The organism is Teichococcus aerofrigidensis, from assembly GCF_054073225.1.
Genome location: NZ_JBSXMU010000017.1, coordinates 1 through 21608, shown reverse-complemented (window position 1 = coordinate 21608; position 21608 = coordinate 1). Strand labels below are relative to the sequence as shown.

Sequence of the window (21608 nt, the reverse complement as noted above, 5' to 3'; positions counted from 1 at the left end):
ACACACAGCCTCGTCGCCTGGGAAAATTCTTCCCAGAAATTTTTCCCCTATCTGCCTGACGGACGAAGAATCATCGAATGGCCTCAAGGAATCCTTGTTTTGGGAAATTTTTTCCCAGATAACCGCTCCATGCGGACCGTGGAAGACATCCTCGCCCTGATGGGTGGCGCCGAGGCGGTGGCCAAGGCCTGTGGCGTCGGCACCGAGGCCGTGCGCAAGTGGCGACAGGCCCGCGCCATCCCGCCCAAGCACTGGGCCGCCCTCAGCGCCGCCTCGGGCCTGCCGCTGGCCGTCCTGGCCGCCACCAGCCAGGACATGCCCCCCGCCCCGCAACCCGACCCGAGCCCGGAGACGACGAGCATGGCCGCTGCGACCCCGACCCCCGACGCGTCCGGCACCCCGCCGGGCCAGCCGCCGGCGGGCGCCACCGCGGTCCTGGTGCTGGCCGATGGCAGCGTCTTCTGGGGCGTGGGCTTCGGCGCGCGGACGGCGAGCGTCGGGGAGATCTGCTTCAACACCGGCATGACGGGCTATCAGGAAACCCTGACCGATCCTTCCTATGCCGGGCAGATCATCACCTTCACCTTCCCGCATATCGGCAATGTCGGCGCCAATGCGGAGGACAGCGAGAGCATCACCCCCGCCGCGCGCGGCCTGGTGGTCAAGCTCGACCTGACCGAGCCGGCCAATTACCGCGCCACCCGCCACCTGGACGACTGGCTGAAGAGCCACGGCATTCCCGGCATCGCCGGGGTGGACACGCGGGCGCTGACCACCCGCATCCGCGACGGCGGCGCGCCGAACGGCGTGCTGGCCTATCCGGCGGATGGCCGCTTCGACCTCGCGGCCCTGAAGGCGCAGGCCGCCGGCTGGCCCGGGCTCGAGGGCATGGACCTGGCGCGCGAGGTCTCCTGCCGCCAGCCCTATGCCTGGGAGGAGGGCCTCTGGTCCTGGGGCCAGGGCTTCGAGAAGAACCCGGTGCGCAGGCATAAGGTGGTCGCCGTGGATTATGGCGCCAAGCGCAACATCCTGCGCTGCCTGGCCGATGCCGGCTGCGCCGTGACGGTGCTGCCCGCCACCGCCACCGCGGAGGAGATCCTGCGCCATCAGCCGGACGGCGTCTTCCTCTCCAACGGCCCGGGCGACCCGGCGGCGACCGGCGCCTATGCCGTGCCGGCCATCCGCGGCGTGCTGGAGGCCGGCACCCCGGTCTTCGGCATCTGCCTCGGCCACCAGCTCCTGGCGCTGGCGCTGGGCGCCCGGACCTACAAGCTGGAGCGCGGCCATCGCGGCGCCAACCAGCCGGTCAAGGACCTGGCGACGGGCAAGGTGGAGATCACCAGCCAGAACCACGGCTTCGCGGTGGACGAGAAGTCCCTCCCCTCCGGGGTGCGGGTGACGCATGTCAGCCTCTTCGACGGCTCGAACGAGGGCATCGCCGCGAGCGACCGCCCGGCCTTCTCCGTGCAGTATCACCCCGAGGCCAGCCCGGGCCCGAGCGACAGTCACTATCTCTTCCACCGCTTTGTCGAGATGATCGAGAAGCACAAGGCGGCCTGAAGCGCGGGGCCGCCGCGAGAGGGAGAGCAGGAATGTCTGGGATGTTCGATCTGACCGGGCGCGTCGCCCTGGTCACGGGCGGCAATGGCGGCATCGGGCTCGGCATGGCGCGCGGCCTCGCCGCGGCCGGGGCGCGGGTCATCGTGGTCGGCCGCAATCCGGACAAGAACGCCGCGGCCGTGGCGGAGCTGGGCCAGGGCGCCTTCGCGCTCGAGGCCGATCTCAGCCGGCCCGGCGAGCCGGCGCGGGTCATGCAGGCCGCGCTGGCCGAGACCAGCGGGCAGCTCGACATCCTGGTGAACAACGCCGGCACCAACATCCGCCGCCTGCCGCAGGACGTGACCGACGAGGACTGGGCGGCGGTGATCGACATCAACCTGACCAGCGCCATGCGCCTGACGCGCGAGGCCTATCCGGCGCTGAAGGCCAGCGGCCATGGCCGCGTCCTCTGCATCGGCTCGATGATGTCGATCTTCGGCCTGCCGCTCTCCCCGGCCTATGGCGCCAGCAAGGGCGGCATCGTGCAGTACACGCGCTCCCTCGCGGTCGCCTGGGGGCCGGACGGCATCACCGCCAACGCCATCCTGCCCGGCTGGATCGAGACCGATCTGACCGCCGGCGCCAAGCGCGACATCCCGACGCTGAACGACAGCGTGCTCGCCCGCACGCCGCAGAAGCGCTGGGGCAGGCCCGGCGACTTCGGCGGCATCGCCGCCTTCCTGGCGAGCGACGCCGCCGCCTTCATCACCGGCACCGCCATCCCCGTGGATGGCGGAATGTCCGTCCACGGCTGATCCCGGCCCCCGGCCGGCACTTTCGCAGATAGGGTCCCCCCGATGCCGAAGCGTACCGACATCAAGTCCATCCTGATCATCGGGGCCGGCCCCATCGTCATCGGCCAGGCCTGCGAGTTCGACTATTCCGGCGCGCAGGCCTGCAAGGCGCTGCGGGCGGAGGGCTACCGGGTGGTCCTGGTGAACTCCAACCCCGCCACCATCATGACCGACCCCGGCCTGGCGGACGCGACCTATATCGAGCCGATCACGGTCGAGATGGTCGAGAAGATCATCGCCAAGGAGCGCCCCGATGCGCTGCTGCCCACCATGGGCGGGCAGACCGCGCTGAACACCGCGCTGAAGCTGGCCGAGGCCGGGGTGCTGGAGAAGTACGGCTGCGAGCTGATCGGCGCCAAGGCCGAGGTGATCGACAAGGCCGAGGACCGGCTGAAGTTCCGCGATGCCATGACCAAGATCGGCATCGAGAGCCCGCGCTCGGCCATCGCGCACACGATGGAGGAGGCGCGCGCCGGGCTGGAGGAGGTCAAGCTCCCCTGCGTCATCCGCCCCTCCTTCACGCTGGGCGGCACGGGCGGCGGCATCGCCTACAACCGCGAGGAGTTCGAGCAGATCGTCTCCGCCGGCCTCAGCGCCTCCATGACCAGCGAGGTGCTGATCGAGGAAAGCGTGCTGGGCTGGAAGGAATACGAGATGGAGGTGGTCCGCGACAGCGCGGACAACTGCATCATCGTCTGCTCCATCGAGAACCTGGACCCGATGGGCGTGCACACGGGCGATTCCGTGACCGTCGCCCCGGCGCTGACGCTGACCGACAAGGAATACCAGCGCATGCGCGATGCCTCCATCGCCTGCCTGCGCGAGATCGGCGTCGATACCGGCGGCTCCAACGTGCAGTTCGGCGTGAACCCCGCCGATGGCCGCATGGTGGTCATCGAGATGAACCCGCGCGTCTCGCGCTCCTCCGCGCTCGCCTCCAAGGCCACCGGCTTCCCGATCGCCAAGATCGCCGCCAAGCTCGCCGTCGGCTACACGCTGGACGAGCTGAAGAACGACATCACCATGGTGACGCCGGCGAGCTTCGAGCCGACCATCGACTATGTCGTCATCAAGATCCCCCGCTTCACCTTCGAGAAGTTCCCCGGCACGCCGGCGACGCTGACGACCTCGATGAAGTCGGTGGGCGAGGCGATGGCCATCGGCCGCTCCTTCAACGAGGCGCTGCAGAAGGGGCTGCGCTCGCTGGAGACCGGCCTCTCCGGTCTCGACGACATCGGCAATCCCGGCGACGGCTCGAAGGAGGCGCATATCGCCTCGCTGGCCACGCCGAAGCCCGACCGCGTGCTGGACGTGGCGCAGGCCTTCCGCGCCGGCCTGACGGTCGAGGAGATCCACCAGGCCTGCAAGTTCGAGCCCTGGTTCCTGCGCGAGATCGAGAAGATCGTCCGCGCCGAGGAGGCGGTGCGCGCCGATGGCCTGCCGCGGGACGCGACCGGGCTGCGCCGCCTGAAGGCCATGGGTTTCTCCGACCGGCGCCTCGCCGTGCTGTCGGGCCAGGCCGAGGCGGCGGTGCAGGCGCTGCGCGAGCGGCTCGGCGTGCTGCCGGTCTACAAGCGCATCGACACCTGCGCGGCCGAGTTCGCCTCCGACACACCCTATATGTACTCGACCTACGAGGGCGGCTTCGGCACGCCGGTCTGCGAGAGCCGGCCGACGGAGAGGAAGAAGATCATCATCCTGGGCGGCGGTCCCAACCGCATCGGCCAGGGCATCGAGTTCGACTATTGCTGCGTCCATGCCTGCTACGCGCTGCGCGACGCGGGCTTCGAGACCATCATGGTCAACTGCAACCCCGAGACGGTCTCCACCGACTACGACACCTCCGACCGCCTGTATTTCGAGCCGCTCACCGCCGAGGACGTGATCAGCCTGATCCGCCGCGAGCAGGAGAAGGGCGAGGTGCTGGGCTGCATCGTGCAGTATGGCGGCCAGACGCCGCTGAAGCTCTCCCAGGCGCTGCACAAGGCGGGCATCCCCATCCTCGGCACCTCGGCCGAGGCGATCGACATCGCCGAGGACCGCGAGCGCTTCCAGCAGCTGCTGAAGGGTCTCGGCCTGAAGCAGCCGCAGAACGGCATCGTCCGCACGCTGGACGAGGCGGTGGAGGAGGCCGAGCGCATCGGCTACCCCGTCGTCGTCCGCCCCTCCTACGTGCTCGGCGGCCGCGCGATGGAGATCGCCTACAACAAGGAGCAGCTGCTGCGCTTCGGGCAGGAGGCGGTGAAGGTCTCGGGCGAGAACCCGATCCTGATCGACCAGTACCTGCAGGACGCCATCGAGGTCGATGTGGACTGCATCGCCGACGAGGCGGGCGAGGTCTATGTCGCGGGCGTCATGGAGCATATCGAGGAGGCCGGCATCCATTCCGGCGACAGCGCCTGCTCCCTGCCGCCCTATTCCCTCTCGCCGGCCATCATCACCGAGCTGAAGGCGGAGACCGAGGCGATGGCCAAGGCCCTCAAGGTCAAGGGCCTGATGAACGTGCAGTACGCGGTGAAGGACAACGAGATCTATGTGCTCGAGGTCAATCCCCGCGCCTCGCGCACCGTGCCTTTCGTCGCCAAGGCCACGGGCGTGCCGGTGGCCAAGATCGGCGCCCGCGTCATGGCCGGCGCGAGGCTCGCCGAATTCACGCTGGATGACGAGGCGATCAGCCGCCACGTCGCGGTGAAGGAGGCCGTGTTCCCCTTCAACCGCTTCCCCAATGTCGATGTCATCCTCGGCCCCGAGATGAAGTCCACCGGCGAGGTGATGGGCCTCGACGCCTCCTTCGAGCGCGCCTTCGCCAAGTCCCAGCTCGGCGCCGGGGTGAAGCTGCCCGAGGCCGGCACCGCCTTCCTCTCGGTCAAGGACAGCGACAAGAAGTCGGTCATCTCGCTCGCCCGCCGGCTGAACGAGATGGGCTTCCAGGTGATGGCGACGCGCGGCACCGCGGCGGCGCTGCGCGAGGCCGGGCTCGGCGTCTCGGTGGTGAACAAGGTGATGGAGGGGCGGCCGCATTGCGTGGACGCCATCCGCAACGGCGAGATCCAGCTCGTCATCAACACCACCGGCTCCGGCCGCGCGGTGGCCGACAGCTTCGACATCCGCCGCGGCGCCCTGACCCAGGGCGTGCCGCACTACACCACCATGGCGGGCGCCCGCGCGGCGGTGCACGCCATCGCCGCGCTCCGGGCCGGAACCCTTGATGTGGCGCCGCTCCAGGCCTATTTTCCTCCTTCGTTCTGAAACAGAACGATCATTCGCGGGGCGGGGGCGGGTCCGGGTCGGACCCGGGCTCCGCCCGCTCTGTCTTTCCGTCGTGGGCGCCGGCAGTCGTGGAGACTGGCAAGGGCGCCGCACAACCGCCGGACATCTTGCCCGGCGGTCACTGCTGCGTATGAAGGAAGGGACTGCCGTGCAGAAGTTCCCGATGACCGCCGAGGGGCTCAACCGGCTTGAGGGAGAGCTGCGGCACCTGAAGTCCGAGGAGCGCCCCGCCGTGATCCGGGCGATCGCCGAGGCGCGCGCCCATGGCGACCTCTCGGAGAACGCCGAGTATCATGCCGCCCGCGAGCGGCAGTCCTTCATCGAGGGCCGCATCGCCGAACTCGAGAGCGTCATTCCCTCGGTCGAGGTGATCGACGTCTCCAAGCTCTCCGGCGACCAGGTCCGCTTCGGCGCGACGGTGACGATCATCGACGACGAGTCGGAGGAGGAGAAGACCTACCGCATCGTCGGCCAGCACGAGGCGGACACCAAGCAGGGCTCGATCTCGCTCTCCTCGCCGCTGGCCAAGGCGCTGCTCGGCAAGTCGGTGGGCGACACGGTCGAGGTGCCGGCGCCGGGCGGCGCCCGCGCCTACGAGATCACCAAGGTCCGTTTCCGCTGACCGCCATGCCGGGACGCAGCCTGCCGGGAGCCCTGGCCGAAGCCCCCCTCGACACCGCCGTGACCCTGGCCGAGGTGCGGGAGGCCGCCGCGCGCATCCGGGGCGCGGTGTCGCGCACCCCCCTGGTGCGCGCCCCGGCCATCGACCGGGTGGCCGGCTGCGAGGTCTGGCTCAAGCTCGACAATCTCCAGGCCACCGGCGCCTTCAAGGAGCGCGGGGCGGCCAACCGGCTGGCCCTGCTGACGGCGCGCGAGCGGGCCACCGGCGTCATCGCCATGTCCGCCGGCAACCATGCCCAGGCAGTGGCGCGCCACGCCAGCCTGCTCGGCATCGCCGCCACCATCGTCATGCCGCGGTTCACCCCCTCCACCAAGGTGGTCCGCACCGAGGGCTGGGGCGCGACGGTGGTGCTGCACGGCGAGACCCTGGCCGAGGCGGCGGCGCATGCGCATGCCCTGGCGCTGCGGGAGGGGCTGACCTTCATCCATCCCTATGACGATCCGGGGATCATCGCCGGCCAGGGCACCATGGCGATCGAGATGATCGAGGAGGCGCCGGGGCTGGACACGCTGGTCTTCCCGGTGGGCGGCGGCGGGCTGCTGGCCGGCTGCGCCGCGGCGGCCCTGGAGACGAACCCGGCCCTGAAGGTCTACGGCGTCGAGGTCGAGGGCTATCCGGCCATGGCGCAGCGCCTGGCCGGCCAGGCGGTGGCCGTGGGCGGCCCCACCATCGCCGAGGGCATCGCGGTGCGCGATGTCGGCGAGACGCCCTATGCCCTGCTGAGGCGCCTGGGCATCGAGGTGCTGGTGGTGCCGGAGCGCGCGGTGGAGCAGGGGATCGCCCTGCTGGCCGAGGGCGCCAAGGTGGTGGCCGAAGGCGCCGGGGCGGCCGGCGTCGCGGCGCTGCTGGCGCATCCGGCCCGCTTCGCCGGCCGGCGCGTCGGCACGCCGGTCTGCGGCGGCAATATCGATGCCCGGGCGCTGTCCAACGTGCTGCTGCGCCAGTTGCTGCGGGACGGGCGGATCATGCGGCTGCATTTCGACATCCCCGACCGGCCCGGCGTGCTGGCCGATATCTCGAAGCGCATCTCGGATGCCGGCGGCAATGTCATCGAGGTGAAGCACCAGCAGCTCTTCGGCGCGCCCACCGTGCAGTCGACCGAGCTGGAGCTGATGATCGAGGTGCGCGACGCCGTTCAGGGCCAGGCGATCGTCTCGGCCATGATGGCGGCGGGCTACGCCGTGCGCCGCGCGCAGTAGACCGCCCGGCCGGGATCACCGCTCCAGCGGCACGCCCGGCACCTCCTTGGCCGTGTGGATGGTCTGCAGCGTCGTCACCCGGCCGACATGCGCCGCCGCGGTCAGCCGGTTGGTGAGCTGGTTCTCATGCGCCGTGTCGCGCGCCACCAGCCGCAGCAGGAAGTCCCCGCCGCCCCGGATCATGTGGCATTCCCGCACCTCCGGCCAGGTGGTCACATCCGCCTCGAAGCCGGCCAGGATGGCGTGCTTCTGGCTCTCCAGCCCGACCAGGGCGAAGAAGGTGATCTCCCAGCCCAGCGCCACCGGGTCGATATCGGCGTGATAGCCGCGGATGATCCCCGCCTCCTCCAGCCGCCGCACCCGCCGCAGGCAGGGCGGCGCGGAGAGGTCCACGCGCCGCGCCAGCTCCACATTGGTCATCCGACCGTCATTCTGCAGCTCGGCCAGGATCTGCCGATCCACGGTATCAAGATTGTCGGTCGTCTCGGGCTTCATCGGAACCGTTTCATTGCTCACGCGGCGTTCGAGGCGCAATATCCTTGCACGCGCCCCTGTATTCAAGGCATCGGGTTGCGGCAGGCGCCTATCTTTCCGATATCCTGCGTCACCAGAGCGATTCCCAGGACCATAAGCCTTGCCCGAACTGCACCGCACCCGCCTCCTGATCCTCGGTGCCGGCCCCGCCGGATACACGGCGGCGATCTACGCCGCCCGCGCCGGGCTGTCGCCCCTGGTGGTCGCGGGCATGCAGCCGGGCGGCCAGCTGACCATCACCACCGAGGTCGAGAACTACCCGGGTTTCGCGCAGCCGGTGCAGGGCCCCTGGTTGATGGAGCAGATGCGCGAGCAGGCCGAGCATGTCGGCGCCGCCATCCGCCATGACCTGATCACCGCGGTCGATCTCTCCGTCCGCCCCTTCCGCTGCACCGGCGATTCCGGGGACATCTACGAGGCCGAGTCGCTGATCATCGCCACCGGCGCCCAGGCCAAGTGGCTGGGCATTCCGGGGGAGAAGGAGCTGTCCGGCTTCGGCGTCTCGGCCTGCGCGACCTGCGATGGCTTCTTCTACCGCGGCAAGGATGTGGCGGTGATCGGCGGCGGCAATTCGGCGGTGGAGGAGGCGCTCTACCTCTCCAACCTGGCGAGGTCGGTGACGCTGATCCACCGCCGCGACTCGCTGCGCGCCGAGCGTATCCTGCAGAAGCGCCTCTTCGCCCGGCCGAATGTCACCATCCACTGGGACACGGCGGTCGAGGAGGTGCTGGCCGAGACCGGCGGGCGCACGCCCGTCGCCCGCGGCCTGCGGCTGCGGCAGAAGGATGGCACGCGGCGGGAGCTGGCGGTGGATGGCGTCTTCGTCGCCATCGGCCATGCGCCGGCCACCGCCTTGTTCAGGGGGCAGCTCGAGATGGATGCGGAGGGCTATGTGGTGACGGCGCCTGATTCGACGCGCACCAGCCGGGACGGCGTCTTCGCCGCCGGCGACGTGCAGGACCGCGTCTTCCGCCAGGCGGTGACCGCCGCCGGCACCGGCTGCATGGCCGCGCTGGAGGCGGAGAAGTTCCTCGCCCTCGGCGAGGATGCCGCCCAGGCCGAAGCCGCCTGACGCCATGCCGCTGGATTGGGACAAGCTCCGGGTCTTCCACGCGGTCGCCGAGGCAGGCAGCTTCACCCATGCGGGTGAATCGCTCAACCTCAGCCAATCGGCCGTCTCCCGCCAGATCCAGGCGCTGGAGGAGGCCCTCCAGGTGCCGCTCTTCCACCGCCATGCGCGCGGCCTCATCCTCACCGAACAGGGCGAGACGCTGAACCGCACGGTGCGCGAGGTCTTCGCCAAGCTGGCGATGACTGAGGCGTTGCTGACGGAGAGCCGCGAGCGCGCCGCCGGGCGCCTCAAGGTCACCACCACCACCGGCTTCGGCGCCACCTGGCTGGCGCCGCGCCTGCGCAAGTTCATGTCGCAGCACCCGGACGTGACGGTGACGCTGCTGCTCGACGACGCCGATCTCGACCTCGCCATGCGCGAGGCCGATGTCGCCATCCGCATGCATCCGCCGAAGCAGCCCGATCTGATCCAGCGCCATGTGGCGACCTTCGGTTGGCGCATCGTCGGCTCGGCGGACTACCTGAAGCAGGCCGGCGCGCCGCAGCGCGCCGAGGATCTCGATGCCCACCGGCTGATCGTCTATGGCGACTACCGGCCGCCGGTGGAGAGCATCAACTGGCTGCTGGAGGCCGGGCGGCGTCCGGGCAGCCCGCGCCGCGCCGCGGTCGAGGTGAACAGCCTGCCGGCGATGCTGCATGCGGTGCGCTCCGGCCTCGGCCTGGCGGCCATGCCCGATTACATGGGGGAGGAGCTCAGCGACCTGGTCCCCGTGCTGACCGACCTGAAGTCGCCGCGTGTCGATTCCTACTTCGTCTATCCCGAGGAGATGCGGCACTCCAAGCGCGTCGGCGTGTTCCGCGATTTCCTGGTGTCGGAGCTGGCGAATCTGCAGTCCTGAGGCTTCCATGCCCTGAGCGCATGGCGGGACGGCAATAATCGGGCTGGGAGCATGGCGCCGCCATGCCTAAGTTGCCGGTGTCCGGCGATTTTGGCCGGGGGGTCCCAGGACCCCACGTCTCCCAGACGTGAAGCCTCCCTGTATGACTTGGCCGCTGCCCCAACGGGTTAGCGGCCTTCTTTTTGGGCGCTCAGCCCGGATCGATGCGCACCTCGACCCGGCGGCTCTCGATCGAGGACATGGCCGGCGTGGTGGCGCCCCGCCATTCGGTGCGGATGCGCGCCGCCTCGACGCCCTGCGCCTTGAGTTCATCCGCGACCACGGTGGCGCGCAGCCGCGAGAGCTGGGTATTGGCCTCGGGCGTCCCGGCCGGATCGGCGAAGCCCACCACCAGCAGCGGAACCTGCGGATACGCCCGGGCCAGCGCCGCCGCCTGCCGCAGCCCTTCCCGCGCCGGCGCATCCAGTGCGCCCGACCAGGCCTCGAAATAGACCGGATAGGCCTTGCGCGTGGTTTCGACGGCCTGGGTCGTCGCGGGCCCTTCGCCCGGCGGCGCGCAGCCGGCGAGCAGGCAGGTCAGGATCATGGCCTTCGCCAAGCGATTCATGGTCATCCTCCTGCGGTCGCCGGAGTGGCGCCGCGGGACGCAGGCTAGCAAACAGCCCAGCCCCGGTCAGGCATTCCGGTCAGGCATTCCGGTCGTCCTCGGGTCCGGCGCCGCCCTAGCGGCAGCCGTCGCCCCGTCGATCGAAGTTCAGCACGCGACTGTCGCGCACCTCGAAGGTCACGGCGCAGAACTCCGGTACCGAACTTCCGCCAAAACCGAAGCCCAGGCCGAGGCCACCGCCGACGCCGCTACCCCAGCGCCCGCTGCCGCCGCCAAAGCCGATTCCGAGGCTGGGGCTCACGGTGCTGGCCGGCGCCGAGGCCGTCTGGAACTGGAGAAAGCGCCGGCCTTCCGTCTCATAGACGCGCTGCGGAACGCCGAGATCCTCGATCAGGCGCGACTCCGGTCCACCGACATAGGTCGCCATGCGCTGATCGAAGGTGCCCGCATCGGGTCCCGCGCAGGCCGCAAGGGTCAGGAGGGCAACACAGGCCATCCGAGAGGCAGAAGAGGAGAACATGGCGCGCGCCTTCCACGAGATCGGTCCGGAGGGACAATGTCTCGTCGGGCATCGCGTTTCCAGAAGGGCTTCGGCAGGCCGCACGGGGCGGCGGAAGCAGAGCCCGGAACGACAGGCGGCCGCCACCTCACATGATGGTGGCGAGCCACCCGCCGGACAGCGCGGCAATCACCATCGACAGGAAAGCTATGATCCAGGTCTCGCTCATCCCGAACCTCCAAACGCGAAGCCTCTCTAGCATAGCTACCTATAGTTGCAATTGATTCCTTAATAAAACCGGAACGACGGGTGCGCCTCCTATCCTCTCTGAAGGGCCACGGCACCGCACCAAGGCTTCTTGCAAACGCCTCTCATCCTCATCATTGTCCCGTCGGCCGAGCCCGGAGACCGCCTTGCAGAGTGAGCCTTTCGATTTCCTGCGGGGCGCCGCCGGCCGGGCGGGCCGGCGCCTGGTGCCGCCCCGGAGGCAGGACGAGGCGGCGGCGGAGGCGGTGCCGCTGCGCGCGCTGATGGCGCCGGGGGGCATGCGCCGCAGCCTTGACCTTTGCTCCGGCCATGCCGGCAGCGACCCTCGGGCGCTGCTCTCCCTCTGGAGCCGCCACTACTTCCACACCCTGATCCCGCCCGTGGTGGTGACCAGCCTGCTGGCCTTCCGGCGGCTTCCGCTGGCCGTCGCCGGGGCCGCGGTGCAACTCGATCCGCAGGGCTTTCCGGTCGCCGTGGTGCTGCCCCATGGCGGCCGGCCGGCACCCGCCCCCGAGGATCCCTTCCGGCGTTTCGCCGCGCTGGCCGATCAGCATCTGGCCCCGCTGATCGCGGCCTGGGCGGCGGAGCTGCGGGTCGCGCCCCGTCTGCTCTGGGCCAATGCCGCCGGCTACTTCGCCTGGGCCGTGCGGGAGGCGGCGGCGGAGGATGCCGAAGCCGCCCGGCCCGGCCTCGCGATCCTGGCGGCGGACCACCGCCCCGACGGGACGCCGAACCCGCTGCGCGAGCCGTTGCGGCTGGTCGAGGGGCCGCACGGCCCGGAGCCGCGCCGGACCGTCTGCTGCCTGCTCTACCGCCTGCCCGGCCGTGGGGAGTGCGGCCACTGCCCCCTCTCCCGCGCCGCGCCGCGATCCGGCCGGCCGGCCGGCGGCGGGCATGGCCCGACATGACGGCTTGGCAATCCGGCGCGGCCAAGCTACCGCGACGGTCATGGATCCCTTCCTGCCTGCCCTGATGCTGCTCTCCGGCGGCGCCTTCATCCACAGCCGCGCCAGCGTGCCGGAACTGCGCCCCGCCTCGGACGGCGCCGACGCCGCCTGGCGCCTGCTGGCGCGCTTCGCCTTCTTCCTCTGGATCGGCCTGCTGGTCTGGGGGCTCTACATGCGGCCGCTGCTGGTGGTCGGCCTCGGCTTCGCGCTCTCCCTGCTGTTCAACCTGCTGCTGGCCCTGCGCGGCCCGCGGCCGGTCTGGCCCGGCCTGTCCATGGTGCTTTGCGTGCTGGGCCTGGGCTGCGGCCTCTATACCGTGCTTGGCTGACACCGCGTCGCGGCCCTCTCACGGGCGGAGGAAAGGAAGACCATGCTCTTCGAAGGCTTCACGCTGGAGGAACGCGACATCGCCGGGCAGCGGCTGCGCCTGCGGCATGGCGGCAAGGGACCGCCGCTGCTGCTGCTGCACGGCAATCCGCAGACCCATCTGATGTGGCACAGGCTGGCCCCGGCCCTGGCGCGACGCTTCACGGTGATCTGCCCCGACCTGCGCGGCTACGGCTTCTCCGGCAAGCCGCCGGTCAGCGACGACCACGCCGCCTATTCCAAGCGGGCCATGGCCGCCGACATGCTGGGGCTGATGCGCGGCCTGGGCCATGCGCGCTTCCAGGTGCTGGCGCACGACCGCGGCGCCCGCGTGGCGCACCGCCTGGCGCTGGACGCGTCGGAGGCCGTCCATCGCCTGGCGGTGCTCGACATCGTGCCGACCCTCGAGCATTTCGAGCGGACCGACATGGCCTTCGCCCTGGGCTATTATCACTGGTTCTTCCTGGCCCAGCGGCACGACCTGCCGGAGCGCATGATCCTGCGCGACGTCGAGGACTGGTTCGACCTGCAGACCTCGCGCGAGCCCAAGGACCGGAGCTTCTTCCACCCCGAGGCGCGCGCCGACTATCTCGCCGCGCTGCGGCAGCCCGGCACTGTCGCCGCCATCTGCGAGGACTATCGCGCCGCGGCCGGGATCGACCTGGAGCACGACCGCGCCAGCCGTGCCGCCGGGGAGAGGATCCGCTGCCCGCTGCTGGCGCTCTGGGGCGCCAGGGGCCGGATCGGCCAGTGGTATGCCCCGCTCGACATCTGGCGCGCCTATGCCGCCGGCCCCGTCTCCGGCGGGCCGGTGCCGAGCGGCCATTACCTGGCGGAGGAGGCGCCGGAGGCGGTGCTGGCCGCGCTCGACGGCTTCCTCGACCCCGCCGCCTGACCCCGCCCCACACGGACAACACCTGACACCGGACGGAGGATCATGATCCGCCCTGCCCTGCCCTGGCTGCTCCTGCCGCTTCTCGCCGGCTGCGCGCCGGCCCTGTACCAGCCCCCCGCCATCTCGGCCGCCGAGCAGCAGGCGGTCCTCGCCGAGATCGGCCAGGGCCAGGCGCCGGTCCGGCGCGAGCTGGGCGATGCCGAATCCCGCCTGGCCATCGCCCGCGTGGCGCGCCGCCTGGCGCCCGCCGGCAGCGCCGTCTGCCAGGAGCTCGGGCGGAGCTGCCAGTGGCGCTTCATCTACGATCCGAGCCGCGAGCTGAACGCCGCCGCGACCGGCGAGGGCGATATCGTCGTCCAGCGCGGCGTCGCCGAATATGCCCGCACGGATGGCGAGCTGGCCTTCGTCATCGCGCACGAGATGGCGCACCACGCCGCCAACCACGTCCAGAGCACGACGCAGCGCGCCCAGCTCGGCGCCGCGCTGGGCGGCATCCTGGCCTCCCTCGCCGGCGCCTATGCGGGCGTCGCCACGGACGGGCTGGCCCAGGGGGCGGCGGGAATCGGCTCGCAGCTCGCCGTGATCTCCTACAGCAAGGCGCAGGAGCGCGAGGCCGATGCGCTCGGCGCCGCCATCCTGCGGCGCGCCGGCTACGACGTGGCCGAGGCCCGCAGCATGCTCCTGGCCATGGCGCGCCTGTCCGGCCGCAGCGAGACCGGCCTGCTCTCGACCCATCCGGCCGGTCCGGACCGCATCGCCTCCTTCGACGCGGCGATCGCCGGGATGCAGGCCGCCGGCTGGCGGGTCGGCGCCGCCCGGCCCTGAGCGGGGCGGCGCCGATCGGGGTCCGGGGCGCTTGGCGCGGGGCGGCGGCGGGCCTAGGCTGCATCCCCTCGCTGACATGTCGGAGTTCATCCCGCTGATGCCTGCCCTCGCCGGTCGCCTGAAGGACATCGCCGTTTCCGCCTCGGTCGTCATGGGCGTGCGCGCCCGCGCGCTCGCCGCCGAGGGCCACAAGGTCATCAGCCTGGCGAGCGGCGAGCCCGACTTCGCGACGCCGGACCACGCCATCGAGGCGGCGCACCAGGCGGCGCTGCGCGGCGACACCAAGTATCCGCCGACCGACGGCACGCCCGCCCTGAAGAAGGCGGTGCAGATGAAGTTCCGCCGCGACAACGGCCTCGACTACGCGCTGGACGAGATCCTAGTCGCCAATGGCGGCAAGCAGATCATCATGGACGCGCTGCTGGCCACCTGCGACCCCGGCGACGAGGTGCTGATCCCGGCGCCCTACTGGGTCAGCTACGCCGACATGGCGAAGCTCGCCACCGGCACGCCGACCTTCGTCAGCTGCCCGCAGAACAACGGCTTCAAGCTGCGGCCGGAGGATCTGGAGGCGGCGATCACGCCCAGGACCAAGTGGCTGATCCTGAACTTCCCGAACAACCCGACCGGCGCCGCCTGCTCGCGCGCCGAGATGCAGGCCATCGCCGAGGTGCTGCTGCGGCATCCGCATGTCTGGATCATGACCGACGACATGTATGAGCACCTGGTCTATGACGGGCTGGAGTTCTGCACCATCGCCGAGGTCGAGCCGCGGCTGAAGGAGCGGGTGCTGACCGTCAACGGCACTTCCAAGACCTATGCCATGACCGGCTGGCGCGTCGGCTTCGCCGGCGGGCCGAAGCCGCTGATCAAGGCGATGGCGAACATGCAGGGCCAGCTCACCAGCGGCATCAGCACGATCAGCCAGGCCGCCGCCGTGGCCGCGCTGGAAGGGCCGCAGGATCTCATCGCCGAGCGCGCCGCGATCTACCGCGAGCGCCGCGACCTGGTCTGCGGGCTGCTGGCCGAGGCGCCGGGCCTGTCCTGCCACAAGCCCGAGGGCGCCTTCTACGTCTATCCGAACATCGCCGGCTGCCTCGGCAAGTCCAGCAAGGGCGGGCGCGCAATCGGCAACGACACCGACTTCGCCCTGGCGCTGCTGGAGGAGAAGCACGTGGCGACGGTGCAGGGCGCGGCCTATGGCATGAGCCCCTATATCCGCGTCTCCTACGCCACCGATACGGAGAGCCTGCGCGAGGCCTGCCGCCGCATCGTGGAGTTCTGCCGGGAGCTGTCGTGACCGCCGTCTCGCCCACGACCCGTCCCTCGCCCCATCCCCTCTCCATCCGGCCGGGCCGCGACGAGGATGCCGAGGGCTACATCCGGCTGATCGGCACGGCCTGGGCCGAGTACCCCAACTGCGTGCTGGACGTGGATGGCGAGGTGCCGGAGCTGCGCGCGCTGGCCACCTATTTCGCCACGGCGGGTGGCGCCGTCTGGGTGGCGGAGGCGGGCGGGCGGATCGTCGGCATGGTCGCCACCCGCCCGCTCGGCTCCGACCGCGCCTGGGAGATCTGCAAGATGTATGTCGAGGCGTCGCAGCGCGGCAGCGGCCTCGCGCATACCCTGCTGGGCGGCGCCGAGGCGCATGCCCAGGCAGAGGGCGCCGAGCGGCTGGTGCTCTGGACCGACACCCGCTTCGAGGCGGCGCACCGCTTCTACGAGAAGCGCGGCTATGTCCGGGCCGGCTCGATCCGCATCCTCGACGACATCTCGAAATCGCTGGAGTTCCGCTACGCCAAGCCGGCGCGGGGCCTGGTGGTGGAGGCGCTGGACGCCGCCGCCGCCGCCAGCGCCGAGCGCAACCTGGCCGAGATGCTGGTCACCTGCGTGGCCGACGGCGCCTGCCTCGACTATCGCGCGCCGCTGGCGCCCGAGGTGGCGCGCGCCGCCTGGCGCCGCGTCTCGGCCGAGGTGGCGATGGGCTCGCGCCTGCTGCTGGTGGCCTGGAAGGAAGGGCGGATGGCCGGCTCCGTGCAGCTCGACCTTGGCACGCCCCAGACCCAGCCGCACCGCGCCGTGGTGGCGCAGCTGCTGGTGCATCCCGACTTCCGCCGCCAGGGCGTCGGCCGGGCGCTGCTGCAGCGGGCCGAGCAGGCGGCGCGCGGCATCGGCCGCAGCCTGCTGACGCTGGACGGCCGCGCCGGCGATGCCGCCGAGCGGCTCTATCGCGCGCTGGGCTGGGTGGAGGCCGGGCGCATCCCGGGCTTCGTGCGCAATCCGGATGGCAGCCTGGGCGACCAGCTGTTCTTCTACAAGGCGCTCTGACGTCCCCTGACCGTTTCCGCCGTGGCGGTTGCCGTGCGGCCACCGCCACCCAGCCCTGTCCGCATCGGGTGGCGGTCGCGGAACCCGGCCGGGGGGAACGCCGTTTCCCTCGTGACCCCAGACCGCGAAGGAGGCTCACGATGCCCGATATCAAGCAGGCGAAGATCCTGATCCTGGCCACCGACGGCTTCGAGGAATCGGAGCTGACCGTGCCGCTGGAGAAGCTCAGCGCCCAGGGCGCCGAGGTGCATGTCGCGGCGCCCGAGGGCACGCGCGAGCCGGGCCGCATCCGCGGCTGGGACGGGTCCAGGACGCCGCCCGACTGGGGCCAGGCCGTCCCGGTGGACCGCGGGCTCGCCGAGGTGCAGGCCGCGGACTATGACGCCATCGTGTTGCCGGGGGGCCAGATGAACCCCGACAAGCTGAGGGCCGAGCCCGCGGTGCTGGATCTCGTCCGGGCCTTCGCCAGCGGCGGCAAGGTGGTGGCGGCGATCTGCCACGCGCCCTGGATCCTGGTCGAGGCCGGGCTGGCGAAGGGGCGCAAGATGACCTCCTTCGCCTCGATCCGCACCGATGTGGTCAATGCCGGCGCTGAGTGGAGCGACCAGCCCGTGGTGACCGACAAGGGCATCGTCACCAGCCGCAATCCCGGCGACCTGGAAGCCTTCGTGGCGAAGATCGTCGAAGAGGTGAAGGAAGGCAGCCACGGCGACCGCCGCGCCGCCTGAGCGCGACGATGGGAACAAGGGGGGACGGGGCGGAAATGTGCCCCGTCCCCGTTCCCGCCTACTTCAGGCCGGCGCAGAAGCGCCGGATGCGCGCGCAGGCCTCGGTGAGCGAGGCATCGTCGGTCGCGTAGCTGATGCGGAAGTGGCCCGGAAACATGAAGGCCGAGCCGTGCACTGCGGCGACGCCCTCATCCTCCAGCAGCGCGGTGACGAAATCCTCGTCCGTCTCGATCCGCTTGCCCGAGGCGGTGGTCTTGCCGAGGCAGCCATGCACCGAGGGGAAGACGTAGAAGGCGCCCTCGGGCGTCAGGCAGTGGATGCCGGGCGCCTGGTTCAGCAGCCCCACCACCAGATCGCGCCGCCGCTCGTAGACCTTGCGCATCGCCTCCACCGAATCCTGCGGCCCGGTCAGCGCCTCGATGGCGGCGGCCTGGGAGATCGAGGAGGTGTTGGAGGTGGACTGGCCCTGCAGCTTGTCCATGGCCTTGATCAGCGCCAGCGGCGCGCCGGCGAAGCCGATGCGCCAGCCGGTCATGGCATAGGCCTTCGAGCAGCCGTTCATGGTCACGGTGCGGTCCTTGAGCCGCGGCTCGACGGCGACCAGCGTGCTGGCCTTGAAGCCGCCATAGACCAGCTTCTCGTAGATGTCGTCGGTGAAGACCCAGACATCCGGGTGGCGCAGCAGGACCTCGGCCAGCGCCTTCAGCTCGGCGGGCGCGTAGGCGGCGCCGGTCGGGTTGGAGGGGTTGTTCAGGATCAGCCACTTGGTCTTCGGCGTGATCGCGGCCTCGAGCTGCTCGGGCGTGATCTTGAAGCCCTGGTTCTGGCCCGCGGGCACGATCACCGGCTTGCCGCCGGCCAGCGAGACGATGTCCGGATAGCTGACCCAGCAGGGGGCGGGGATGACGGCCTCGTCGCCATCGTCGATGGTCGCCAGCAGCGCGTTGAAGATCACCTGCTTGCCGCCGGTGGAGACGACGATCTCCTCCGGCTTGTAGTCGACGCCGTGCTCGCGCCGGAAGTAGGTGGCGCAGGCCTCGCGCAGCGCGCGGGTGCCGGAGACGTCCGTGTAGCGCGTCTCGCCCTTCTGGATCGCCGCGATCGCCGCGTCCTTGATGTTCTGCGGCGTGTCGAAGTCCGGCTCGCCGGAGGACAGGCCGATGACGTTCTTGCCCTCCGCCTTCAGCGCCCGCGCCTTGGCGGTGATGGCGATGGTCTGCGAGGGAGCGATGCGGTCGAGCCGCTCGGCGGTCAGCTTCATGGTGGGGACGGATCCAGGACGAAAAGACGCCGGACCCTACCCCTCTCCGGGCGGCGGCGGCAACCCGCGCCAGGGCCGGAGCGCCCTCCCCGCCGCCGCATGGCGGCCCCGGCCGGACGACTCGGCCGGCCGCTCAGTCGGCCACCACGCGGCGATAGAGGTGCCAGGTGGCGTGGCCCAGCACCGGCAGCACGACGGCGAGGCCGACGAAGAGCGGCAGGCTGCCCAGCGCCAGAAGGCCCGCCACGATCAGGCCCCAGAGCAGCATCGGCCCCGGATTGGCGCGCACCGCCCGGAGCGAGGTGCGGATCGCGGTCCCCGCATCCACCGCGCGGCCCTCCGCCGCCCGGTCGAGCAGCAGCGGGAAGGAGACGACCGTCAGCGCCAGCACCGCCAGGGCGAAGACCCCGCCCACCAGGTTGCCCAGCACGATCAGCCGCCAGCCCTCGGGGGTGCGGAACAACTGCTGGACGAACTCCGCCACCGACAGGGCCGGCGGCAGCGCCCCCATGGTCATGCCATGGATCAGCCGGGCGGCGAGCAGCCACAGCAGGAAGAGGCCGAGCAGCATCAGCCCGAGCCCGAGGATCGACAGGATGGCCGGCGAATGGCGCACGTCGAAGGCATTCGACCAGCTCACCGGCAGGCCGCGCTCGCGCCGCCGGCTGAGTTCGTAGATGCCGAGCGCCGCCACCGGCCCGATCAGCGCGAAGCCGGAAAGCATCGGCCAGAAGAGCGGCATGACCGACCGCCCGGCCATGGCCTGGGCGGCGATCAGCCCGATTACCGGGTAGATTACCGCCAGGAAGACGAGCTGGGTCGGGTTGGCCTTGAAGTCACGCCAGCCGGCGGCCAGCGCCTCCCGCACATCGGCCACGCCGATGCGGCGGATGGCCGGCACGCTCGGCGCCCCGCCGCGCTCCAGGATCAAGGTGGTCGCCATGGTCAGCCTCCCCTCGCGCCGCGTCATGGCGCGGCGGCGTTGTGCCTCGCTGCGGAGGGCCCGATGGAGGTCTGACCGCCGCGCCGTCAGCCCGGCCGGGTCGTCCACATTTCTGGCATCTGGGTCGTGCCGCGGCCGATACAAGCGGGGGCGCGGCGCGGCCTCACCGCCGCCGCAGCAGGCGCAGCGCCAGCAGCCCGAGGCCGCCCGCCAGCCCGGCCAGCCCCAGGATCACCACGGCCAGGGCGTTCACCTCCGGCGTCAGGCCGAGGCGCAGCATGGAGAAGATCACCATCGGCAAGGTGGTCCCCGCCGGGCCGGAGACGAAACTCGCCACCACGACGTCATCGAGCGACAGGGTGAAGGCGAGGAGCCAGCCGGCCAGCAGGCTCGGCGCCATCAGCGGCAGGGTGACGGTCAGGAAGGCGGTGGCCGGGCCGGCGCCGAGGTCGCGTGCGGCATCCTCGAGCTCCGGCTCCATCTCGGCCAGCCGCGCCTGCGCCAGCACCGCGGCATAGGCGGCGCCGATGGTAGCGTGCGCCAGCAGGATGGTGAGCGCGCCGCGCTCGGCCGGCCAGCCGGTGGCCCCCTCCAGCAGCACGAAGAGCAGCAGCAGCGAAAGGCCGATCACCACGTCCGGCAGCACCAGCGGCGCCCCCGCCAGCCCGCCGAGGATCGCCCGGCCGCGGAACGGGCCATGCCGCGCCAGCACCCAGCCGAGGGCGCCGCCCAGCAGCGTGGCCAGGCTGGCGGCGCCGAGGGCCACCCGCAGCGACAACCAGGCCGCCTCCAGCAGCCGCCCGTTCGCCGCCAGGGCCTCGAACCAGCGCAGCGAGAAGCCGCCCCACTGGAACGGGATGCGGTCGGCGCTGAAGGCGTAGACCACCAGCAGCACGACCGGCAGCCAGAGGAAGGCGAGGCCGCAGCCGAGGCCGATCCAGGCCCAGGGCAGGGACAGGGGCCGGCGCCTCACCGCCGCGCCTCCAGCCGCTGGAACAGCAGGATCGGCAGCAGCAGGGCGAGCAGCAGCAGCACCGCCAGGGCGGCCGCCACCGGCCAGTCGCGGTTCTGGAAGAACTCCTGCCACAGCACCCGCCCGACCATCTGCGCCCCCGGCGGGCCGAGCAGCTCGGGGATGACGTATTCCCCGGCGGCGGGGATGAAGACCAGCAGGAAGGCCGCCGCCGCGCCGGGCGCCACCAGCGGCAGGGTCACGGTGGCGAAGGCGGTCCAGCGGCCGGCGCCGAGATCCGCCGCCGCCTCCTCCAGCGCCGGGTCGAGGCGGGAGAGGCTGGCGTAGAGGGGCAGCACCGCGAAGGGCAGGTAGGCGTGCAGCATGCCGAGCAGCAGCGCCGGGGTGGAGTAGAGCAGCGGCAGCGGCGCCTCGATCAGCCCGAGGGAGAGCAGCACGCCGTTGATCCAGCCCTCGTCGCGCAGGATGCCGATCCAGGCGCCGAGGCGGGGCAGGAAGCCGGTCCAGAAGGGCAGCAGCATGGCGAGCAGCAGCGGCCCGCGCCAGGCGGGGCCGGCGCGGACGATGCCGAGCGCCATGGGGAAGCCGAGCAGCAGGCAGAGCGCCGCCGTGGCGCCGGCGGCCTGGACCGAGCCCAGGAAGGCGCCGCCGTAGAAGCCGTCGCCCAGGATCAGCGCGAAGGCCTCCGGATTGGCGCCCCGCCCCTCGCTCCCCTGCCCCCCGCTCCAGGGCAGGGTGAAGGGCGGCACGCCGTCGGCCGGCCAGGACAGCGCGATGGCCAGCACCAGCAGCAGCGGCGCCGCGACCAGCGCGAGCAGCCAGGCGGCCGGCAGCAGCCGCGTCAGCAGCGCGGCGGGCGTCGCCCTCACGCGGCCAGCGGCACCAGCGCGGCCGCCTCCCAGCCCAGGCGCAGCACGGCCC

The 21608-nt window shown here is 71.3% G+C and carries 21 protein-coding genes; 14 read left to right on the top strand and 7 right to left on the bottom strand.

The window, feature by feature from the left end; all coding sequences use genetic code 11:
• Positions 1–129: 129 nt before the first annotated feature.
• The 5 genes from carA to ACVMLK_RS06280 all read left to right on the top strand — a co-directional run bounded on the left by carA (position 130) and on the right by ACVMLK_RS06280 (position 7544).
• Positions 130–1560: a glutamine-hydrolyzing carbamoyl-phosphate synthase small subunit gene (gene carA, locus ACVMLK_RS06300; RefSeq protein ID WP_198366071.1), complete on the top strand. Its 1431-nt coding sequence runs from the start codon at positions 130–132 to the stop codon at positions 1558–1560.
• Positions 1561–1601: 41 nt separating this feature from the next.
• The gene (locus tag ACVMLK_RS06295) at positions 1602–2354 is read left to right on the top strand and encodes an SDR family NAD(P)-dependent oxidoreductase (protein ID WP_422921620.1); all 753 of its coding nucleotides are present in this window, start codon (positions 1602–1604) and stop codon (positions 2352–2354) included.
• A 42-nt stretch (positions 2355–2396) separates the two neighbouring features.
• Positions 2397–5642, top strand: a complete 3246-nt coding sequence (gene carB, locus ACVMLK_RS06290) for a carbamoyl-phosphate synthase large subunit (protein ID WP_422921621.1) — start codon at positions 2397–2399, stop codon at positions 5640–5642.
• Positions 5643–5811: 169 nt separating this feature from the next.
• On the top strand, positions 5812–6285 hold the full coding sequence (greA, locus tag ACVMLK_RS06285; protein WP_198366068.1) for a transcription elongation factor GreA: 474 nt from the start codon (positions 5812–5814) through the stop codon (positions 6283–6285).
• A gap of 5 nt (positions 6286–6290) precedes the next feature.
• Positions 6291–7544 carry a threonine ammonia-lyase gene (locus ACVMLK_RS06280; protein WP_457485906.1) on the top strand — a complete coding sequence of 418 codons (1254 nt, stop codon included), beginning with the start codon at positions 6291–6293 and terminating at the stop codon, positions 7542–7544.
• A gap of 15 nt (positions 7545–7559) precedes the next feature.
• Here ACVMLK_RS06280 and ACVMLK_RS06275 read toward each other — a convergent pair whose 3' ends face one another.
• The gene (locus tag ACVMLK_RS06275) at positions 7560–8039 is read right to left on the bottom strand and encodes an Lrp/AsnC family transcriptional regulator (protein ID WP_198366066.1); all 480 of its coding nucleotides are present in this window, start codon (positions 8037–8039) and stop codon (positions 7560–7562) included.
• 139 nt (positions 8040–8178) lie between these two features.
• Here ACVMLK_RS06275 and trxB point away from each other — a divergent pair, with 139 nt between their 5' ends.
• Both trxB and ACVMLK_RS06265 read left to right on the top strand, forming a co-directional pair.
• Complete coding sequence (trxB, locus tag ACVMLK_RS06270; RefSeq protein WP_198366065.1) at positions 8179–9150, top strand: thioredoxin-disulfide reductase; 972 nt, start codon at positions 8179–8181, stop codon at positions 9148–9150.
• Positions 9151–9154: 4 nt separating this feature from the next.
• On the top strand, positions 9155–10048 hold the full coding sequence (locus ACVMLK_RS06265) for a LysR family transcriptional regulator (protein ID WP_198366064.1): 894 nt from the start codon (positions 9155–9157) through the stop codon (positions 10046–10048).
• A 190-nt stretch (positions 10049–10238) separates the two neighbouring features.
• Here the strand turns inward: ACVMLK_RS06265 and ACVMLK_RS06260 are convergent, their stop codons facing one another.
• Positions 10239–10655: an OmpA family protein gene (locus tag ACVMLK_RS06260; RefSeq protein ID WP_198366063.1), complete on the bottom strand. Its 417-nt coding sequence runs from the start codon at positions 10653–10655 to the stop codon at positions 10239–10241.
• Positions 10656–10770: 115 nt separating this feature from the next.
• Positions 10771–11082, bottom strand: a complete 312-nt coding sequence (locus ACVMLK_RS06255) for a hypothetical protein (RefSeq protein WP_198366062.1) — start codon at positions 11080–11082, stop codon at positions 10771–10773.
• Positions 11083–11567: 485 nt separating this feature from the next.
• Here ACVMLK_RS06255 and fhuF point away from each other — a divergent pair, with 485 nt between their 5' ends.
• The 7 genes from fhuF to ACVMLK_RS06220 all read left to right on the top strand — a co-directional run bounded on the left by fhuF (position 11568) and on the right by ACVMLK_RS06220 (position 17510).
• Complete coding sequence (gene fhuF / locus ACVMLK_RS06250; RefSeq protein ID WP_457485905.1) at positions 11568–12329, top strand: siderophore-iron reductase FhuF; 762 nt, start codon at positions 11568–11570, stop codon at positions 12327–12329.
• Positions 12330–12369: 40 nt separating this feature from the next.
• A complete protein-coding gene (locus tag ACVMLK_RS06245; RefSeq protein ID WP_198366060.1) occupies positions 12370–12696 on the top strand; it encodes a multidrug DMT transporter permease in 327 nt (108 codons plus the stop codon).
• A 42-nt stretch (positions 12697–12738) separates the two neighbouring features.
• Positions 12739–13629, top strand: coding sequence for an alpha/beta fold hydrolase (locus tag ACVMLK_RS06240; RefSeq protein ID WP_457485904.1), 891 nt, complete (start codon positions 12739–12741; stop codon positions 13627–13629).
• Between the two features lie 42 nt (positions 13630–13671).
• Positions 13672–14454 carry a M48 family metalloprotease gene (locus ACVMLK_RS06235; RefSeq protein WP_457485903.1) on the top strand — a complete coding sequence of 261 codons (783 nt, stop codon included), beginning with the start codon at positions 13672–13674 and terminating at the stop codon, positions 14452–14454.
• A gap of 97 nt (positions 14455–14551) precedes the next feature.
• The gene (locus tag ACVMLK_RS06230) at positions 14552–15754 is read left to right on the top strand and encodes a pyridoxal phosphate-dependent aminotransferase (protein ID WP_198366194.1); all 1203 of its coding nucleotides are present in this window, start codon (positions 14552–14554) and stop codon (positions 15752–15754) included.
• A complete protein-coding gene (locus tag ACVMLK_RS06225) occupies positions 15751–16782 on the top strand; it encodes a GNAT family N-acetyltransferase (RefSeq protein ID WP_457485902.1) in 1032 nt (343 codons plus the stop codon). The genes ACVMLK_RS06230 and ACVMLK_RS06225 overlap by 4 nt, the downstream gene beginning before the upstream one ends.
• Positions 16783–16922: 140 nt before the next feature.
• Positions 16923–17510: a type 1 glutamine amidotransferase domain-containing protein gene (locus ACVMLK_RS06220; protein ID WP_457485901.1), complete on the top strand. Its 588-nt coding sequence runs from the start codon at positions 16923–16925 to the stop codon at positions 17508–17510.
• Between the two features lie 58 nt (positions 17511–17568).
• Here ACVMLK_RS06220 and ACVMLK_RS06215 read toward each other — a convergent pair whose 3' ends face one another.
• The 4 genes from ACVMLK_RS06215 to ACVMLK_RS06200 form a co-directional block, all read right to left on the bottom strand.
• The gene (locus tag ACVMLK_RS06215) at positions 17569–18771 is read right to left on the bottom strand and encodes a pyridoxal phosphate-dependent aminotransferase (RefSeq protein ID WP_198366055.1); all 1203 of its coding nucleotides are present in this window, start codon (positions 18769–18771) and stop codon (positions 17569–17571) included.
• Between the two features lie 133 nt (positions 18772–18904).
• Entirely contained in the window at positions 18905–19714 is an 810-nt protein-coding gene (locus ACVMLK_RS06210; protein ID WP_198366054.1) for a DUF2189 domain-containing protein, read from the bottom strand.
• A 163-nt stretch (positions 19715–19877) separates the two neighbouring features.
• Entirely contained in the window at positions 19878–20687 is an 810-nt protein-coding gene (locus tag ACVMLK_RS06205; RefSeq protein ID WP_370591970.1) for an ABC transporter permease, read from the bottom strand.
• Complete coding sequence (locus ACVMLK_RS06200) at positions 20684–21556, bottom strand: ABC transporter permease (RefSeq protein WP_370591969.1); 873 nt, start codon at positions 21554–21556, stop codon at positions 20684–20686. The genes ACVMLK_RS06205 and ACVMLK_RS06200 overlap by 4 nt, the downstream gene beginning before the upstream one ends.
• Between the last annotated feature and the right edge of the window lie 52 nt (positions 21557–21608).

Bases quoted from the DNA above. Each gene is read 5' to 3' on its own strand.
- carA (WP_198366071.1), top strand. From the start codon at position 130: ATGCGGACCGTGGAAGACATCCTCGCCCTGATGGGTGGCGCCGAGGCG.
- ACVMLK_RS06295 (WP_422921620.1), top strand. From the start codon at position 1,602: ATGTTCGATCTGACCGGGCGCGTCGCCCTGGTCACGGGCGGCAATGGC.
- carB (WP_422921621.1), top strand. From the start codon at position 2,397: ATGCCGAAGCGTACCGACATCAAGTCCATCCTGATCATCGGGGCCGGC.
- ACVMLK_RS06280 (WP_457485906.1), top strand. From the start codon at position 6,291: ATGCCGGGACGCAGCCTGCCGGGAGCCCTGGCCGAAGCCCCCCTCGAC.
- ACVMLK_RS06275 (WP_198366066.1), bottom strand. From the start codon at position 8,039: ATGAAGCCCGAGACGACCGACAATCTTGATACCGTGGATCGGCAGATC.
- ACVMLK_RS06265 (WP_198366064.1), top strand. From the start codon at position 9,155: ATGCCGCTGGATTGGGACAAGCTCCGGGTCTTCCACGCGGTCGCCGAG.
- ACVMLK_RS06260 (WP_198366063.1), bottom strand. From the start codon at position 10,655: ATGAATCGCTTGGCGAAGGCCATGATCCTGACCTGCCTGCTCGCCGGC.
- ACVMLK_RS06255 (WP_198366062.1), bottom strand. From the start codon at position 11,082: ATGGCGACCTATGTCGGTGGACCGGAGTCGCGCCTGATCGAGGATCTC.
- ACVMLK_RS06245 (WP_198366060.1), top strand. From the start codon at position 12,370: ATGGATCCCTTCCTGCCTGCCCTGATGCTGCTCTCCGGCGGCGCCTTC.
- ACVMLK_RS06240 (WP_457485904.1), top strand. From the start codon at position 12,739: ATGCTCTTCGAAGGCTTCACGCTGGAGGAACGCGACATCGCCGGGCAG.
- ACVMLK_RS06235 (WP_457485903.1), top strand. From the start codon at position 13,672: ATGATCCGCCCTGCCCTGCCCTGGCTGCTCCTGCCGCTTCTCGCCGGC.
- ACVMLK_RS06230 (WP_198366194.1), top strand. From the start codon at position 14,552: ATGCCTGCCCTCGCCGGTCGCCTGAAGGACATCGCCGTTTCCGCCTCG.
- ACVMLK_RS06220 (WP_457485901.1), top strand. From the start codon at position 16,923: ATGCCCGATATCAAGCAGGCGAAGATCCTGATCCTGGCCACCGACGGC.
- ACVMLK_RS06215 (WP_198366055.1), bottom strand. From the start codon at position 18,771: ATGAAGCTGACCGCCGAGCGGCTCGACCGCATCGCTCCCTCGCAGACC.
- ACVMLK_RS06210 (WP_198366054.1), bottom strand. From the start codon at position 19,714: ATGGCGACCACCTTGATCCTGGAGCGCGGCGGGGCGCCGAGCGTGCCG.